This window comes from Streptomyces sp. NTD91, from assembly GCF_059510455.1.
Genome location: NZ_JCAJZW010000008.1, coordinates 74,821 through 90,192 on the forward strand (window position 1 = coordinate 74,821; position 15,372 = coordinate 90,192).

At 71.9% G+C, this 15,372-nt stretch carries 14 protein-coding genes and 1 pseudogene; 6 read left to right on the forward strand and 9 right to left on the reverse strand.

The features are described 5' to 3' along the window. Positions 1-131 precede the first annotated feature (131 nt). Both AC5WRT_RS11900 and AC5WRT_RS11905 read right to left on the reverse strand, forming a co-directional pair. Entirely contained in the window at positions 132-1,037 is a 906-nt protein-coding gene (locus tag AC5WRT_RS11900; RefSeq protein WP_496093210.1) for an aldo/keto reductase, read from the reverse strand. A 176-nt stretch (positions 1,038-1,213) separates the two neighbouring features. After that, positions 1,214-1,594, reverse strand: a complete 381-nt coding sequence (locus tag AC5WRT_RS11905) for a VOC family protein (RefSeq protein WP_496093209.1) — start codon at positions 1,592-1,594, stop codon at positions 1,214-1,216. A gap of 219 nt (positions 1,595-1,813) precedes the next feature. Between AC5WRT_RS11905 and AC5WRT_RS11910 the strand changes: the two genes are divergently transcribed. Continuing rightward, positions 1,814-2,854, forward strand: coding sequence for an acyl-CoA dehydrogenase family protein (locus tag AC5WRT_RS11910; protein ID WP_496093208.1), 1,041 nt, complete (start codon positions 1,814-1,816; stop codon positions 2,852-2,854). A 566-nt stretch (positions 2,855-3,420) separates the two neighbouring features. On the opposite strand, the gene AC5WRT_RS11915 is transcribed toward AC5WRT_RS11910, so the two are convergent. Then, positions 3,421-3,591 (reverse strand): DUF8839 family protein, encoded by a 171-nt coding sequence (locus AC5WRT_RS11915; RefSeq protein WP_496093207.1) that lies wholly within the window; start codon positions 3,589-3,591, stop codon positions 3,421-3,423. A 240-nt stretch (positions 3,592-3,831) separates the two neighbouring features. Here AC5WRT_RS11915 and AC5WRT_RS11920 point away from each other — a divergent pair, with 240 nt between their 5' ends. After that, positions 3,832-4,272, forward strand: a complete 441-nt coding sequence (locus tag AC5WRT_RS11920; RefSeq protein ID WP_496093206.1) for an SPW repeat protein — start codon at positions 3,832-3,834, stop codon at positions 4,270-4,272. Positions 4,273-4,490: 218 nt separating this feature from the next. Further along, a pseudogene (locus AC5WRT_RS11925) lies at positions 4,491-5,387 on the forward strand (ROK family protein); the annotation flags it as partial. A gap of 350 nt (positions 5,388-5,737) precedes the next feature. Here AC5WRT_RS11925 and AC5WRT_RS11930 read toward each other — a convergent pair. Next, positions 5,738-7,195 (reverse strand): hydrolase, encoded by a 1,458-nt coding sequence (locus AC5WRT_RS11930; protein WP_496093205.1) that lies wholly within the window; start codon positions 7,193-7,195, stop codon positions 5,738-5,740. A gap of 211 nt (positions 7,196-7,406) precedes the next feature. Here AC5WRT_RS11930 and AC5WRT_RS11935 point away from each other — a divergent pair, with 211 nt between their 5' ends. After that, positions 7,407-7,670 (forward strand): GlsB/YeaQ/YmgE family stress response membrane protein, encoded by a 264-nt coding sequence (locus tag AC5WRT_RS11935; RefSeq protein WP_496093204.1) that lies wholly within the window; start codon positions 7,407-7,409, stop codon positions 7,668-7,670. Positions 7,671-7,677: 7 nt separating this feature from the next. Here the strand turns inward: AC5WRT_RS11935 and AC5WRT_RS11940 are convergent, their stop codons facing one another. The 3 genes from AC5WRT_RS11940 to AC5WRT_RS11950 all read right to left on the reverse strand — a co-directional run bounded on the left by AC5WRT_RS11940 (position 7,678) and on the right by AC5WRT_RS11950 (position 10,288). Further along, positions 7,678-8,454, reverse strand: coding sequence for a GNAT family N-acetyltransferase (locus AC5WRT_RS11940; RefSeq protein ID WP_496093203.1), 777 nt, complete (start codon positions 8,452-8,454; stop codon positions 7,678-7,680). A 51-nt stretch (positions 8,455-8,505) separates the two neighbouring features. Next, positions 8,506-9,360 (reverse strand): GNAT family N-acetyltransferase, encoded by an 855-nt coding sequence (locus tag AC5WRT_RS11945; protein ID WP_496093202.1) that lies wholly within the window; start codon positions 9,358-9,360, stop codon positions 8,506-8,508. 265 nt (positions 9,361-9,625) lie between these two features. Further along, on the reverse strand, positions 9,626-10,288 hold the full coding sequence (locus tag AC5WRT_RS11950) for a chaplin (protein WP_496093201.1): 663 nt from the start codon (positions 10,286-10,288) through the stop codon (positions 9,626-9,628). A gap of 281 nt (positions 10,289-10,569) precedes the next feature. On the opposite strand from AC5WRT_RS11950, the gene AC5WRT_RS11955 reads away from it, so the two are divergent. Beyond that, positions 10,570-12,171 carry an alpha/beta hydrolase gene (locus AC5WRT_RS11955; protein ID WP_496093259.1) on the forward strand — a complete coding sequence of 534 codons (1,602 nt, stop codon included), beginning with the start codon at positions 10,570-10,572 and terminating at the stop codon, positions 12,169-12,171. Positions 12,172-12,208: 37 nt separating this feature from the next. Continuing rightward, positions 12,209-12,358, forward strand: coding sequence for a hypothetical protein (locus tag AC5WRT_RS11960; protein ID WP_496093200.1), 150 nt, complete (start codon positions 12,209-12,211; stop codon positions 12,356-12,358). Here AC5WRT_RS11960 and asnB read toward each other — a convergent pair. Next, the gene (asnB, locus tag AC5WRT_RS11965; protein ID WP_496093199.1) at positions 12,348-14,189 is read right to left on the reverse strand and encodes an asparagine synthase (glutamine-hydrolyzing); all 1,842 of its coding nucleotides are present in this window, start codon (positions 14,187-14,189) and stop codon (positions 12,348-12,350) included. The two genes, AC5WRT_RS11960 and asnB, sit on opposite strands and share 11 nt — an antisense overlap. A 280-nt stretch (positions 14,190-14,469) precedes the next feature. Next, positions 14,470-15,249 carry an alpha/beta fold hydrolase gene (locus tag AC5WRT_RS11970; RefSeq protein ID WP_496093198.1) on the reverse strand — a complete coding sequence of 260 codons (780 nt, stop codon included), beginning with the start codon at positions 15,247-15,249 and terminating at the stop codon, positions 14,470-14,472. Between the last annotated feature and the right edge of the window lie 123 nt (positions 15,250-15,372).

Consider the following 15,372-nt stretch of genomic DNA (forward strand, 5'->3'; position numbering starts at 1 on the left):
CCACCGCTGCGGATCTCCGCCCCGGGTCCACGGGCGACCGCCTTGGGCCGCCGCCCGCGGACCCGGGCCAGGGGTGACCACCACGGGCCGCCACCTCGGCAGGCGCCCGCGGTACGGCGGCCGGGTGCGCGTCAGCTCGTGGAGGCGTGGAGTGCGTTCAGGCGGGTCAGGTCGTCCACTGTGAGGCGCAGGGCGCCGGCCGCGACGTTCTCCGCGACGTGGTCCGGGTTGCCGGTACCGGGTATGGCGAGGACGTGCCGGCCCTGGTGCAGCGTCCAGGCGATGCGTATCTGCGCCGGGCTCACGCCGTGCGCACGGGCGATGTCGCGCACGGTGTCGCCATGGGTGTCGGCCGCCGCCCGCGCCCCCGCGTTGCCCGCGACGGCGAAGAACGGGACGAACGCGATGCCGTGCTCGCCGCACAGGCGGAGCATCTCGTCGTCCACGGGGTCGGGACGGTCGAGGGCGTACCGGTTCTGCACGCACACCACCGGGGCGATCTCCAGGGCCTCGGCCAGGTGCCGGGGCTGGACACCGGAAATGCCCAGGTGCCGGATCAGCCCGGCCGCACGCAGCTCGGCGAGCGCGCCGAAGTGCTCGGCGATCGAATCCTGCTCCTGGCGACGGAAGTTGACCACGTCGAGATGGTCGCGGCCGAGTTGGCGCAGGTTCTCCTCGACATGACCGCGCAACTGGTCGGGGCGGGCGGCGGTGCCCCACTCACCGTAGTAGTCGCGGAAGGGACCGACCTTGGTGGTGACGACGAGGTCGTCGGCGTAAGGGGCGAGGGCGCTGTTGATCAGTTCGTTGGCCGAGCGTGTGGCGGAGAAGTAGAAAGCGGCGGTGTCGATGTGGTTCACGCCGAGCTGCACGGCCCGGCGCAGCACGGCGATCGAGCGGGCGCGGTCGCTGGGCATGCCGAGGTGGAACGCGGCACTGCCCGTCAGTCGCATGGCTCCGAAGCCGACGCGGTGGACGGGCAGGTCGCCGAGCCTGAAGGTGCCGGAGGATTCCGCAGTGATCGTTTCAGCGGTCATTCGGCGGAGTCTCGCACATCCTCCTTGCCGCGCAAGGGAATTCGGCCGTGGAGCTGCTCCCGGGCCGCCCCGGGGTGGCCCAACGCCTCGGTGGGTGCCGGCCCGTGGCCCGATCACGATCCGCCCCTCGAGGTGATCGTCTGCCGACCGGTCCCGGCGCCGCGCCGTTGAGCCCGTCAGAGCGGGTTGAGGCGGGCCTTGAGCAGGCAGAACTCGTTGCCCTCGGGGTCGGCGAGCACGTGCCACTGCTCCTCGCCGGTCTGGCCGATGTCGGCCGGGCGCGCCCCGAGCTCCAGGAGGCGTTCGAGTTCGGCGTCCTGATCGCGGTCGGTGGCGTTGACGTCGATGTGCAGCCGGGACTTCCCCGACTCCGGCTCGTCCCTGCGGCTGAGGATGATCGTCGGCTGCGGACCGCCGAACCCTTCGCGCGGCCCGATCTCGATGCAGTCGTTCCCTTCGCGATCGAGCATCACGAAGTCCAGGACCTCGCACCAGAACCGCGCCAGCGCCTCGGGGTCGCGGCAACCGAGCACGAGTTCACTGATACGACATGCCATGGGCGAAACCTGCTCTCGATGGGGGAACTGCCGGACCGGCCGCGCGCGGATCGCTCGGGCTTCCCGCGGCGCGAACACGTGGGGACCGTACCGGCCGAGTCGAGGGGACGCGAAGGGTTTTCGGGGTCTTCGGGTTCCTCGGCCGCTCCGTCACCCCTGCGCACACGGCAGGTCCCGACCGACACCGTCCGGGCCCCGATCTCCGCAAGAATCCTCCGTATGACAGCCACCACCCCGCATCCGCTCGTCGACCGCGCCCACCGGCTCGCCACGGACCTGCTCGCGCCCGAGGCCGAGCGGGTCGACCAGGAGGGAGTGCCGGCGGGCCACATCGAGGCGGTGAAACGGTCGGGGCTGCTCGGGGCCGCCGCTCCGGTCGCGTACGGCGGCTCGGACGCACCGCCGGACGTGCTGCGCCGGACCGCGGAGATCCTGGCAGGGGCGTGTTGCTCGACGTGGTTCGTGCAGACGCAGCACCACACGCCGGTGCAGACCCTGGTGCAGGGTGAAGTCACCGCGCGCGAAAGGCTGTTGGGGCCACTGGCACGCGGGGAGCTGCTGTCCGGGGTGGCGTACGCCCATCTGCGGGCACATCCGCGCGTCCCGGTGCGCGTGCGCCGGGAGGGCGGCGGCCGACGGTTCGACGGAACCGTGCCCTGGTACACCGGGTGGGGTCTGAACGACGTGATGCTGCTCGCCGGGGTGACGGAGGCGGGCGAGGTGCTCTTCGCGTTCGCCGAGGCGCGCGCGCAGCCGGGGCTGCGGGCCGGCGAGCCGATGCGCCTCGCCGCGCTCACCGCCGCGCGGACGGTGTCGCTGGAGCTGTCCGGGCTGTGGCTGCCGGAGGAGGCCGTGGCCCTGCGGATGTCCTACGAGCAATGGGCGCCCCGGGACCGCGCCAGGACGCTGAACGCGAGCCCGGCGGTCTTCGGCGTCGCGGAGGCCGCCCTGTCCCTGCTGGATCCGAGGACGGCGGCTCCCCTCACGGCCCGGCTCGCCGACATCCGGCGACGCGCGTACGCCCTGGCCGACGATGCGGCACCGCTGGAGCGGGTCGCGGACCGGCTGGCGGTACGCGCGGAGGCGCACGAGATGCTGCGTACGGCCACCACGGCGGCGGTGGTGGCCGGAGGCGGCCGCTCGATGACCCTGACCAGCCGCGCCCAGCGCCTCGCTCGGGAGGCGATGTTCCTGCTGGTCCAGGGGCAGACGTCGGAGAACCGGGCGGCGCATCTGCGGGCACTGGGATGTGCCTCCTGAGTCCGGGGCCATGACGGCGGGAGGTGCCTGGGCCGAAGGCCCGCGCGGCGTGGTGCGCTCCGAAGATGCCCGTGAGCCGGTGCCCCTGGCCGGGTGTCCGAGTCACCTCGTGCATGCCGGCTGTGGCAGCCGCCCCGTAGGCGCCGCGCCGGGTCACGGGTCCGGCCGGCCGGGGCCCTGTGGTCGGCCGGGCCCGGGCGACATCCCGGCCGCCTGGGCCGGTGAACGAGACCGTGCAGGGCGAAGGCGCCGAGCGCAGGCCGGTGGACGACGGCCACCGGCCCCGGTCCGGTGGCCGTCGCGGCGACCGCCGTACGAACTCCCGCGGTCCATGGGCTCCATCCGCCGCCACACGAACTCCGGCACCCGGGGGAACCTCTCGCGCAGTTCCGGCGTATGCGTCCGCACCCGGCGCGGGACCGTCACCACCTCCCCGGCGTCGCGCACGGCCCGTGCGGCCGGCAGGCCCCACGTCCCCGGCCCGGCCACGCCGTCCGGTTCCGGCGTCGTGAACCCACAGTCCACCGACGGCGACCGGTCGGCTCGGGACGACCGCGCCCCCGGCTTCAGCCGTCGTCGTCCGGGGTCTCGGCCACCACGAGGAAGGCGTCGGACTTCAGGTCCATCACCACGGTCACCCGCTCCCCCTCGGCGCGGCGCGCGGCTGCGTACTCCTCCGCGGGCCAGGATCCTCGCGGGGCCCCGGCGGGGAACCGCTCCAGCACCTTCGCCTCCATGACGGCCGGTCACCTCCGCAGTCGACAGCGGTCGGAATGTACGTCCTGTACTTGTCCGCCTGCCCGGTATCGGTACGAACATGCCACTCGGCGCCCGGCCGGCCCTCGTGCCGCCACCGAAGGTCACGACAGTGTCACAGACCTACACATAAAGATGAAATAAGAGCAAACTGGGCCATGCGGTGCTACCCGGACATCGCACCAGACGCGGTCTGGCCTGGAAGTCAAAGGAGACGAGACATGGCCAATGTGCACAGGGGTGACTTGTCGACCCACCCCGATGTCTCCGAAATGCGGGCACGGTACGCCCGCATGCTCGGCGGTCGTGATGTGGCGCTCGTGGACGGCCCGGTGTTCCTGCTCGGGCTCTACTGCGCGGCGTCTCCGTGGATCGTGCACTACACGACGAGTCAGCCCGCGCTCATGACCCACAACCTGATCATGGGCATCGCGATAGGTCTGCTGGCACTCGGATTCACCCGGGCTCCCGAGCGGATGTACGGCCTGAGCTGGGCCATGTGCGCCATGGGCATCTGGATGATCATCGCGCCCTGGATCGTGGGCCGCGGCCCGGACCAGGGAGTGATCATCAACAACGTCGTCGTCGGAGGGCTGGCGCTCGTCCTCGGACTGCTCTGTGCCGGTACGGCGGCGCGCAGCACGCCCGCCCCCAGGCCGTAGGCGGGGACGCGAGGAAAGGAAGCACAGGAGGAACCGGCAGTACCGGAGGCCGGTCCGCCCATGCGGACCGGCCTCCGGCAATGACTTGCATGTCAAGGAACGGCGAAAGCCTCCCCGGCCCGGGCTCGGATCCGGGCCGGGGAGGCCGACGGCAGACAGCCGGCACGAAAGGACGGTCAGCCCGCGGGCGCCACGTCCGGCTCCACGCCCACCAGGCACTTGGCCGGGGCTGGCTGCGGGTGGCGGTGGCAGACCTCGACGGCACACTCGTCGCCCGCGCCGACGTACGCAACCGGGCCCGCTCCTCGGCCGCGCTGGCCGACCTGGTGGTGGGCACCGCCCGCCAGGTGTTCGCGGGTTCGGGCGTGGACCCGGCCGAGGTGGTCCACGGGGTGGTCGGCACCCCCGGCGTGTACGACGAGAAGCAGCGCCGGGTCCGGTACGCGATGCATCTGCCGGGCTGGGGGCGCGCGGGGCTCGTCGACCGGATGCGGGAGGAACTGGGCGTACCGCTGGAGGTGCACAACGACGCAAACCTGGCCGCCCTCGGCGAGTACACGTACGGCGTCGGCGCGGGCAGCCGACTGTTCGCGTACATCCTGATCGGCACCGGACTCGGCATGGGCGTGGTCAGCGAGGGGCGGCTGTTCACGGGGGCCCACGGGCTGGCCGGCGGGATCGGCTTCCTGCCCTGGCCGGGCCGGCAGAAGCCGGAGCGACTGGAGGACGCGGTGTCCGGGGTGGCGGTGGTGGAGGCCGCCCGGGAGTTCGGGATGAGCGGGCAGCTCACGGCGAAGGCGGCCTTCGACGCGGCCCGGCAGGGCAACCCGGCGGCCCGGCGGGCCGTGGAGCTGGAGGGCTAGCGGATCGCGCACACCGTGGCGGCGGCCGCCGTGCTCGACCCGGACCTGGTGGTACTCGGCGGCGGCGTCGGCCACAGCGTCGACCTGCTGCTGCGCCCGGTCCAGGACCGGGTGCGCGCTCTCACCCCGCTGCGTCCGCGGATCGCGCCGAGCCGACTCGGCGAGGACGCGGTGCTGCTCGGCGCGGTGGCCACGGCACTGGACACGGCCCGGGATCTGGTCTTGGAACGCAGGGCCGGCGCCGGAGCCTGACCGGCACGACGGCGTGCCGTGCTCCTCCGACGGGGAGGCCGTGCCGCCACCCGAACGGGACACCGTGCCAAGGGCGTTCACGCGACACCGGCCGCACAGCCATTGACACGCCCCTGACGGCCCCCTGACTTGAGGCGAGTCAGTAAAGTTTCCCAACTTTACGCCGTCACGAGCCCCCGTCATGTCTCCTCGCCCCGTCCTCACCCGCAGGTCCCTCGCCACCGCGCCGGCCCTCGGCCTGCTCGGCTCGCCGGCCGGCGGCGCGAGGGCCGATGCCCGGCCCCGGAGCGGACGGTGTCGGCGGCCCGAGGGAACGGGGGTGGGCCGGTGCGGCCCACCCCCGGCCGGATTCAGCCGACGTCGAGCGCGGTGTCGTCCACCACGAACGACGTCTGGTACCGGGAGCCCTCGGTGCCGGTGAACTTCAGGGTGACGGTCTGTCCGGCGTAGCCGCTGAGGTCGAAGCTGCGCTGGGTGTAGCCGGAGGCGGCGTTGAGGTTCGAGTACGTCGCCAGGGTGCCGAGCACCGTGCCGGAGCTGTTGAGCACCTGGACCTTGAGGGTGTCGTAGGCGGTGCTGGACGAGGTCTCGGCCGTGTCGATGTGCAGATAGAAGCTGAGCGTCGCCGACGTGCAGCCGGACGGGATGGTCACCGACTGGGACAGGGTGTCCGTGGTGGCGGTGCCGTACCCGTCGAGCCATGCGTAGTACGAGCCCGAATGGGCCGCCTCGCCGGAGGAGTCGGTGATGACTCCGCTGCTGGCGTTCCAGGGGCTGCTGCCCGACTCGAAGCCCGGGTTGCCGAGCAGCTGGCCGGCGGTGCAGGTGCCGGTCCCACCGCCACCCGTGCCACCGCCGCTGGTGCCGCTCGCGCCGGAGAGCCATTCGGTGGCGTTGAGCGCGAGGGCGGCGTTGGTGGCGCTGGAGTCGTTCCAACCGTCGTACAGGGTGTTGCCGGACTGGCCGGTGCCGTCGTCGATCGGGGAGCTGTCACCCCAGAAGGCGACGCGTCCGCTGCCGAAGGTGCTGGTGAGGAAGAAGGCGCCGGTGTTTCCGGAGTAGCCGGTGCGGTAGAGCAGGCCCTTGACGGAGGAGTTGTCGGAGGGCTTGAGGGTGGCGGTGGTCCCGTTGGCGATCAGACTCTTGGTGACGGTGCCGAAGGAACCGTGCAGCACGGGATCGGTGCTGTCGCCGATCGCGGCCGGGTGGTCCGAGCCGATGTTCAGCGAGTCGATGGAGAAGCCGAACGGGTCGGTGGAATCGACGCTGTTGTTCGTCATCAGGTCGTTGAGGATCTGGACCGCGTCGTAGCCGTCGTTGTTGCGGTCGGCTCCGCTGTGGTCGGAGATCATGAACAGACCGCCGCCGTTCTTCACGAAGTTCATGATCGCCGTCTTCTCGGCGCTCGTGAACAGCGTGTTCGGCTCGGGCAGGACCAGCGTGTCGAAGTTCGACAGGTCCGTCGAGGACGTGCCGCCGTAGCTGAGACTGGAGCCGGACGGCAGCGTCTTCAGGCTGTAGTCGCCGGTCTTCTGCAACGCCACGCCCCAGGAGGACAGGGCGCCGGTCCAGTCGGTCTCGGCGGACGGGGAGGAGTTCTGGCCCAGCGGGTCGGGCTGGCTGGTGGAGATGATCCAGTCTGCGTTTCCGGCCGTCTCGGCGTGGGCGTTGTCGAACAGGATGCGGTGCGTCGTCGCCGCGTGGGCGGCGGTGCCGCTGCCGACCTGGACGGCGGCTCCGGTGAGGAGCAGCCCGAAACCGGCCAGGGCGGTGGTGAATCTGCGGCGGGATCTGAAGGATCCAGGCATCCGGCGAACCTCCATGAGGGTGGGGAGAGGCGTTGGGGGCGCCAAGTCTGCGCGCGTAGAGCCTGCTTGAGGGTTCTACACGCGTCGAGCGGTTGAAAGGTACATGGCATGAATGACCGGTGAACAGAAAGTCCCGGCAATAACCGGAGCTGACTGCCTTTGCCCACAGCGGGCAGACGATGAGCGGGAGGCAATATCAAAAGGGGTGGACATGCATATCTCGGGCATCATCAGTGCCATCGTCATCGGCCTCATCATCGGTATGCTGGGGCGCCTGGTCGTCCCCGGCCGGCAGCACATCGGCATCCTGTGGACCATCGTGGTCGGCATCGTGGCCGCGTTGCTGGGCTCGGCGATCGCCGCCGGGTTCGGAGTCGCGGACACCAAGGGGCCCGACTGGATCGAGTGGTTCATCCAGATCGCGCTGGCAGCGGTCGGGATCGCGGCGCTGGACCGGGGCCGCGCGCACCGCTGACGTGCTCTCAGCCGCCGTACGGATACGGCGTGGTGGTGCTCAGCGCGTGGAAGCCGAGGCGCCTCAGGATGGGCCGGCTCATCGGTGAGGCGTCGACCTGGAGGTAGCGGTAACCGTGGGCGGCGGCGACGCGGGCGCGGTGGGCCACCAGCGCGCGGTAGACGCCCCGGCCCCGCCAGCCCTCGACGGTGCCGCCGCCCCACAGCCCGGCGAACCGGGTGCCGGGCACCAGTTCCATGCGGGCGGCGCTGACGGGTTCGTCCCCGGCGAGCGCGACCACGGCCACGACGGTACTCGGGTCGTCGGCCAGACGGGCGAGCAGCCGGTGCCGCAGGCGGGTGCCGTCGGTGCCGAAAGACCTCTCGTGCACGTCCACGACGAGGGCGACGCCGGCCGGGTCGGCGACCTGCACGAGCCGGACGCCCGCGGGCGGTTCGGCGTCAAGACCGAGCCGGTCGGTCTCGCCGATCATCAAAGTCTCCTCGGGCTCGGCCCGGAATCCGGCGGCGAGGAGCCGGGCGCCGAGGTCGTACGGCCGGTCGTGGCCGTACAGCTTCCACTCGAAGTCACGGCCGAGACCGGTGAAGTACGCGATCTGGTCCTGGATCGCCCGATCCGCGCCCGCTCCGTCCAGAGCGGACCAGAGCACACCGTTCCAGGCCTGGGGGTCCGCGATCTGGCGCACCACCGCACCGGCCCGCTCGATCCGTGCGCCGGGGCCGTCGGGAGCCGCGTTCTCGCGCATGTCCCGGTCGTAGAGGGCGAGCACCGCCGAATGATCCATGCCCGGCACTCGACCATGCCGGACCGGCCGGGGCAACGGAATTGATCCGGGTCAGCCGAGTTCAAGCGTGGTGACACCGAACACGCGGTGCCGGGCGTGCTCCCGGACGGGCCCGGTGTACATGCGGGCCGTCTCGAACGAGGCCTCGAGTCCGGCCTCTTCGGCGAGCGCGGCGCCGGCCGTGCTCGGCTCGGGCACGTCGACGCAGACCTCGCGTCCGGCGGATTCGGCCATGAGGGCGGCGAACAGGGCGCGGGCGTCGTCCGCGGTGTCCGCGAAGAGAGGGCCGACGCGCAGACTGTCGCGGCCGGGACGGAGCACGCCGTACCCGGTGAGCCGCGTGCCGTCGAGGCGGACGAACGCCCGGTGTCCGGGGCCGGCGAGCCACTCGGTGACGAAGCGCGGACGGTCGGCCGGGTAGCAGGCGCTGTCGTAGGCGGTGATGGCGGCGAGGTCCTCCGCTCCGGCCGGACGGACGCCCGTCGGCGGCTGCACCGCCGGTGCGATGCCGGTGAACCGGACGGTGCGGTAGGCGAGTTCGAATCCGGACTGCCGGTAGTTGTCCTGCTGCGCGACGACCCCGTCCAGGCCGACGGTGCGGTTGCCGGCGTGGGCGAGGGCGGTCTTCCAGGTGGTGAGGCCGTGGCCGCGGCCGCGCAGGTCGGGCCGAACCAGATAGCAGCCCAGAAAGGCGTACGACGGGCCGTAGTTCACCACCGAGACGGCCGACACGGGCTCCCCGTCGATGCGGCCGAGGAAGAACCCGTCGGGATCCTGCGCGAAGAACGCGGGCCCGTCGGACAGCCCGGGATTCCACCCCTCCGCCGCCGCCCACTCTGCGATCACCGGCCAGTCGTCGAGGGTGGCCTGCGTGACGACGAGGTCGTGGGGGACCGAAGAGGTCATCGATGCGCTCCATTTTCCGTCGGGACCGGACTGCCGTTCCGTATCCTTCCGGATCAACGGGGGCCGCGCCACGGGGAGATCGGCCGTTGCGCGGGCGCGCCCGGATTCCCCGGGCCCCGGGGCGCAGGCGCCCAAGTGGGGACGAACACCCCGAACACGACCCGGCCGGCCTGCCCGCCCCTCGGTTCCCGACGACTCAGCCGCCTTCGGACGGGGTCGGGCCCCGCCTGCGGCCGTGGCCGTGGGAGGGGTGGGCCCGTACGTGTCAGCCCCTGCGGCCGGGGCGGAAGCGGCGGTAGAGGACCGTGCCCGTGAGGAGGAGCGTGGCACTGCCCGCGACGGCGGGCGCGGTGGCGTCCGTACCGGTGTGGGCGAGCGTGGACGTCGTCGGCGGTGTGACGGCACGCGGAGCGTGCGGGCGGGGCTTGGAAGAGGCCGGGGGCCTCGGGGCCGGGGTGCGGGGGGTGCGAGGGAGGCCGTCGCCGGGGCCGTTGACCGAGTGGTCGCCCTGGGCCGGGTTGCCCACCCCGACGACGCTCACGGTGTTGCCGGTGGCGTTCACCGGCAGGTCGACGGGGAGTTGGACGCCGTTGCCCGAGAGCACACCGGGCGAGTCCTGCGCCTGGCCGCGGGCGGAGGCGCCGCCGGACGTCGACGATCCTCCCTCTGCGGAGCCACGGTTCGTGCACGCGTTGCCTGCGGCCGGGTTGAGCAGCCCCACCACGTTCAGGGTGTCGCCGCACACGTTCACCGGTACGTCCACCGGCAACTGGATGGCGTTGCCGGAGATCAGCCCGGGCGAGCCGGCTGCCAAGCCGTCGGCGGTGGCGCCGTCGGCCGCGAAGGCGGCGGACACCGGAAGCGCCACAACCATCGCACCGGACGCGGCGGCGACGGCGATCACACCGTTACGGGTAGCCCGTCTCATTGGTTCCCTGCCTTCCACACTTGTCGCGGGCAGTCACCCGCACCCCGTAAAACGCCGGTGAACCCTACGGGTTATGGCTTATCGGTCTTTCACTCCGTCGAGCGACAGTGTTGTCGAACTTGATGCAAAGGAGATCAATGATCATAAAATAGACCGAGAAGGGGCACAGAGTACGGCACCGGATGCCGTCCCGCTCGCCGGGAGGCGGGCCGTCCGGGGCCCGCTTATGGTGATCCGAGGGCGCCGTGCCCGGTCCGCGACAGGCGTCCCGGGAGGCGATGATGCTGGCCAAGCTGTCCACACGGCCCGCCGTGCGGCGCTGCGCGGGTACCGGAGTCCTCGCCCTGGCGCTGCTCGGAGCCGGCCTGCCCGCGGCTGCCGCCGACCGGCCGCAGCCCGATCTGGCCCGCTTCTACCGGCAGAAGGTGACCTGGGCCGCCTGCAAGGGCCCCGACATGCCGCGGGACATGCAGTGCGGGAAGGTCACGGTCCCCCTCGACTACGCCCACCCCCGGTCGGGCACGCTGGACGTGGCCCTCGCCCGCTACCGGGCCACCGGGAAGAAGCTGGGCTCGGTGCTGCTCAACTTCGGCGGTCCCGGTGGTGCGGGCGTCGCCGGACTCGCCACCGACGGCGCGCAGTTCATGGACCTCACCAACGGCTACGACGTGGTCACCTTCGACCCGCGCGGCGTCGGCCGCTCCTCCCCCGTCAGCTGCGGCGCGGGCAGCGACGAGGCCTCGTCCGCGACGGGCGGCGACGCCGATCTCGACCATCCGCGGGCGCTGCTCGCGAGGTTGCGCGAGGCCGCCGGCGAGTGCGCCCGCAACTCCGGCCCGGTGCTGCCCCACATAGGCACCGTGAACGCCGCACGCGACCTGGACGTCATCCGTCAGGCTCTCGGCGACAAGAAGCTCAACTACCTGGGATTCTCCTACGGTTCGCGGCTCGGCGCGGTGTACGCGGCGCAGTTCCCGCACAGGGTCGGCCGGCTCGCCCTCGACGGCGTGGACACCCTGACCGAGCCGCTCTCCGAGCAGGGGGTGGCCGGCGCGGAGGGGCAGCAGACCGCACTGGACGATTTCCTGGACTGGTGTACGACGGACGTCGCCTGTCCGTTCGGCAGGGACCGGCGTGCGGCCGGGGACCAGGTGGTCCGGCTGGTGCGCTCGCTGGACGCGGATCCGGTGCCGGCGGACTTCGGCGGCTCGTTCTCCGGACAGGACCTGGTGGGCGCCATCGGACAGGGCCTCTACAGCAAGCAGCTCTGGCCCTCCCTCGAGCGGGCCCTGGCGTCGTTGGTGCAGGAGGGCGACACGCGGGAAATCGTGAGCTTCGCCGGTGGCGGCTCCGGCCTGCCCCGCACCGGGCGCCACAGCAACGGCGGCCTGGTCGATCCGCAGGAGGTCCCCGCGGACAACCTCGAGGCCGCGCTGATGGCGATCGACTGCGCCGACGATCCCGACCGGCCCGGCGCGGCGCAGGTCGCCGAGGAGCTCAAGAGCCTGCGGGCCCGGTACGAGCAGGCCTCACCGGTCTTCGGCCGTTACCGGCTGATCCAGTTGCTGATGTGCTACGGCCGCCCCAAGGGCACCGATTTCATCCGTGACCGGGTCAAGCACGTCGACTCGCCGAAGATGCTGCTGGTGGGCACGCGCGGCGACCCGGCGACGCCGTACCAGTGGACGGAGGAGACGGCCGCACGGCTCGGCCCGTCGGCGGTGGTGCTCGACAACAAGGGCGACGGCCACACCGGCTACTCCTCGTCCCTGTGCGTGCACCGGAAGATCGACGACTTCCTGCTCTACGGCTCGCTGCCGCCCAGTGGCAGTTCCTGCCCGCCGGACGGCAACGACTGGAGCGCCACCACGAACCCCGGCTGAAGACCCGGCGGACCCCGAGGTTCGCCTGGCGGACGCCGTGACCGTGGCCGCCTCGGCCACCCGCCGGGGCCGCTCCTTCACCGCGGCGCGACTCGGCACCGGCGGGCGGGTGCCGGTGTGGGAGCTGGTGACGACGTGGTGCCGGCCCACGCGGGCGGCGGACCGGGCCATCGGCGTCAGCCGGTGATCACCTCGGGCCGGTACAGCTCCAGCCACCGCGCCAGGTCCAGGGCGCGTTCCAGGCCGCGCCGGGCAGCCTGGGTGCTGACCGGCGCCTCGCGTTCGGCGGCCCGGCGGAGCCGGTCGCGGTCGACGAGGCCGAAGACCGGGTGCGAGGGCCTGGAGAGCAGTTCCTTGGCCTGCTCCTGGAGAGCGCGGGCGTACTGCGGGTCCTGGGTGGACGGGTACGGGCTCTTGACCCGCTCGTACACCGAGCGCGGCAGGACGTCCGCGGCCGCCTCCCGCAGCAGGCTCTTCTCCCGGCCGTCGAAGGACTTCAGCGCCCAGGGGGCGTTGTAGACGTACTCGACCAGCCGGTGGTCGCAGAACGGCACCCGGACCTCCAGGCCGACGGCCATGCTCATCCGGTCCTTGCGGTCGAGCAGGGCGCGCACGAACCGGGTCAGGTGCAGATGGCTCATCTGCCGCATCCGGTACTCGAAGTCGCTTTCGCCGTCGAGCCGTTGGATGCCGGCGACGGCGGTGCGGTAGCCGTCGGCGATGTAGCTCTCCAGGTCCAGGGACTTGGTGACGTCGGCGCGCAGCACGTCGGCGTCCTCGCCGAAGTGCCGGTTGACGCTGGTGAGCCAGGGAAAGGTGTCGGCACGGCGCGCCTCCTCGTCGAAGAACTGCAGATAGCCGCCGAAGACCTCGTCGGCGGACTCGCCCGACAGGGCCACCGTGGACTTCTCCCGGATGGCGCGGAAGAGCAGCAGCAACGAGGCGTCCATGTCGCCGAACCCGGCCGGCAGATCGCGGGCGCGGATCACCTGCTCGCGTACGGCGGGGTCGGCGAGGGACTGGGCGTCGAGCACGATGTCCTGGTGGTCGGTGCCCGCGAGTTCGGCCACGTCGTGCACGAAGGGCGTGTCGGGGGTGCCGCGCAGTTCGTCGGCGACGAAGTTGTCGGTCTGGCCGAGGAAGTCGACGGCGAAGCTGCGCACCTTCTCGCCGTGCGCGGCGAGTTGCCGGGCGGCGATCGCGGTCATGGCGGAGGAGTCGAGCCCGCCGGAGAGCAGGGTGCAGCGCGGGACGTCGGCGACCAGCTGGCGACGCACGATGTCGTCGAGGAGCGAGCGCACGGTCGCGATGGTGGTGTCGCGGTCGTCGGTGTGCGCACGGGTCTGGAGCCGCCAGTAGACACGGGTGGACAAGCCGGAGTGGTCGACGGTGACGACCGTGCCGGGCTCGACCTCGCGCATGCCGTCCCAGATCGCGTGTCCGGGCGTCTTGACCAGGACGAACAGCTCGCGCAGCCCGTCCGGGGTCACCCGACGGCGGGCCAGCGGGTTGGCGAGGATCGCCTTGGGCTCTGAGCCGAACAGGACGCCGTCGGGAGTGGGGTGGTAGTAGAACGGCTTGATGCCCATGCGGTCGCGGATCATCACGAGCTTGTCGTGGCGGCCGTCCCACACGGCGAACGCGTACATGCCGTTGAGGCGTTCGGCGACGACGTCACCCCATTCGAGGTAGCCGTGCAGGACGACCTCGGTGTCGGAGTCGGTGGTGAACCGGTGGCCGCGGCGTTCCAGTTCGCGGCGCAGCTCGGTGAAGTTGTACGCCTCCCCCGAGTAGACCAGGGCGACGGCTCCCTCCGGGGTGTCGACGGACATCGGCTGGCGGCCGCCGGGGAGGTCGATGATCGCGAGCCGGCGGTGGCCGAGGGCGGCCGGGCCGTGGGCCCAGGTGCCGCGGTCGTCCGGGCCGCGGCAGGCCATGGTCTCGGTCATCGCATGCAACGTGGTGGCTTCGGCGGTCAGGTCACGGTCGAAGGAAACCCATCCGGTGATGCCGCACATGCGCTGCCTCCTGCCTCCGGCTCGCCACCGGCTCCGGCGCTCACCTGGGCTTTCCCAGGTGAACCGGGGTCGGCCGACAAACCAGTTGTATCCAGCACCTATGCCTGCCAGCCTCCGTCAGCCGCCCGGGGCGGTCAACGCGGGGGCAACACGGACGACACCCGCACCCCCATGATTTCGGACGGGTTTTGCTCGCGCGAAATCTCGCCCCGCCCAGGCCGTCGGGCCGGCCCCGTCACGAACCGGCCACAGGCAAAAACTTCCCCAAGCGCCGACCGCGTCAGACCTTTTCGGTCACAAACCTGTCCAGGACGGCGGTCAGCTCGGCCGGCTTCTCCAGCGGCAGCTCATGACCGGCGTCGAGGATCCGCACGACCGCGTCCGGGTAGGCCTTCGCCATCCGCAGCATCTGCCGCACCGGCAGCTGGACGTCGTGATAGCCGTGCACCATCAGCGTGGGCGTACGGATCTCGGCGGCCCGGTCCAGGACGTCGAAGGCGCGCATCGCGCCGTACAGCGTCATCACGACCTCGCGCGGGGTGGCGGCGGAGGCGCGGATGTGCGCGCGGATCTCCTCGCGGGGGTGGCCGGGCGCGAAGGCCCGCTGAATGTTGGCGGCCACGAACAGCCGGTACGGCACCACGGTGGAGACCGCCATGAGCAGGCCCCGGCCACGGCTGTACGTCATCCGGCCGATGGAGCCGACCAGCGCCATCCGCTCCACGCGCTCGGGATGGGCCAGCGCGATGGTCTGCGCGATCATCCCGCCCATCGAGTGGCCGACCAGCACGCACCGCTCGACCTCCAGATGGTCGAGGAGGGCCAGGACGTCCCGCGCCAGTTCCGCGATCGTGCGCACCCCGGCGCCGGTGCTCTCCCCGTGCCCGCGCAGGTCCAGCCGGATCACCCGGCGCCCCTCGGAGAAGTGCGCCATCTGGTGGTCCCAGCGGTGCCGGTTCGCGGTCCAGCCGTGCACGAGGACCAGGGGCGCCCCGGGCGCCTCCCGAGGGCCCTCGTCGTCGTACGTCAGGGTCGCTCCGTCGACGTCGAACTGCGGCATGTCAGGCCTCCTGGGGGCGCCACGATCAGGTTACCGACCGGTACGTTAGCGGTGCGCGGGCCGCCGCGTCACCGGTGTCCGCGCACGGAGTCCGCGGCCGATTCCGGTCCGGATTACCCCGAA

Coding starts and splice junctions, on each gene's coding strand:
- AC5WRT_RS11970 (WP_496093198.1), bottom strand. CDS start 15,249: ATGCCGCAGTTCGACGTCGACGGAGCGACCCTGACGTACGACGACGAG.
- AC5WRT_RS11920 (WP_496093206.1), top strand. CDS start 3,832: ATGGCCAATGTGCACAGGGGTGACTTGTCGACCCACCCCGATGTCTCC.
- AC5WRT_RS11950 (WP_496093201.1), bottom strand. CDS start 10,288: ATGAGACGGGCTACCCGTAACGGTGTGATCGCCGTCGCCGCCGCGTCC.
- AC5WRT_RS11935 (WP_496093204.1), top strand. CDS start 7,407: ATGCATATCTCGGGCATCATCAGTGCCATCGTCATCGGCCTCATCATC.
- AC5WRT_RS11945 (WP_496093202.1), bottom strand. CDS start 9,360: ATGACCTCTTCGGTCCCCCACGACCTCGTCGTCACGCAGGCCACCCTC.
- asnB (WP_496093199.1), bottom strand. CDS start 14,189: ATGTGCGGCATCACCGGATGGGTTTCCTTCGACCGTGACCTGACCGCC.
- AC5WRT_RS11900 (WP_496093210.1), bottom strand. CDS start 1,037: ATGACCGCTGAAACGATCACTGCGGAATCCTCCGGCACCTTCAGGCTC.
- AC5WRT_RS11915 (WP_496093207.1), bottom strand. CDS start 3,591: ATGGAGGCGAAGGTGCTGGAGCGGTTCCCCGCCGGGGCCCCGCGAGGA.
- AC5WRT_RS11910 (WP_496093208.1), top strand. CDS start 1,814: ATGACAGCCACCACCCCGCATCCGCTCGTCGACCGCGCCCACCGGCTC.
- AC5WRT_RS11930 (WP_496093205.1), bottom strand. CDS start 7,195: ATGCCTGGATCCTTCAGATCCCGCCGCAGATTCACCACCGCCCTGGCC.
- AC5WRT_RS11955 (WP_496093259.1), top strand. CDS start 10,570: ATGCTGGCCAAGCTGTCCACACGGCCCGCCGTGCGGCGCTGCGCGGGT.
- AC5WRT_RS11905 (WP_496093209.1), bottom strand. CDS start 1,594: ATGGCATGTCGTATCAGTGAACTCGTGCTCGGTTGCCGCGACCCCGAG.
- AC5WRT_RS11940 (WP_496093203.1), bottom strand. CDS start 8,454: ATGGATCATTCGGCGGTGCTCGCCCTCTACGACCGGGACATGCGCGAG.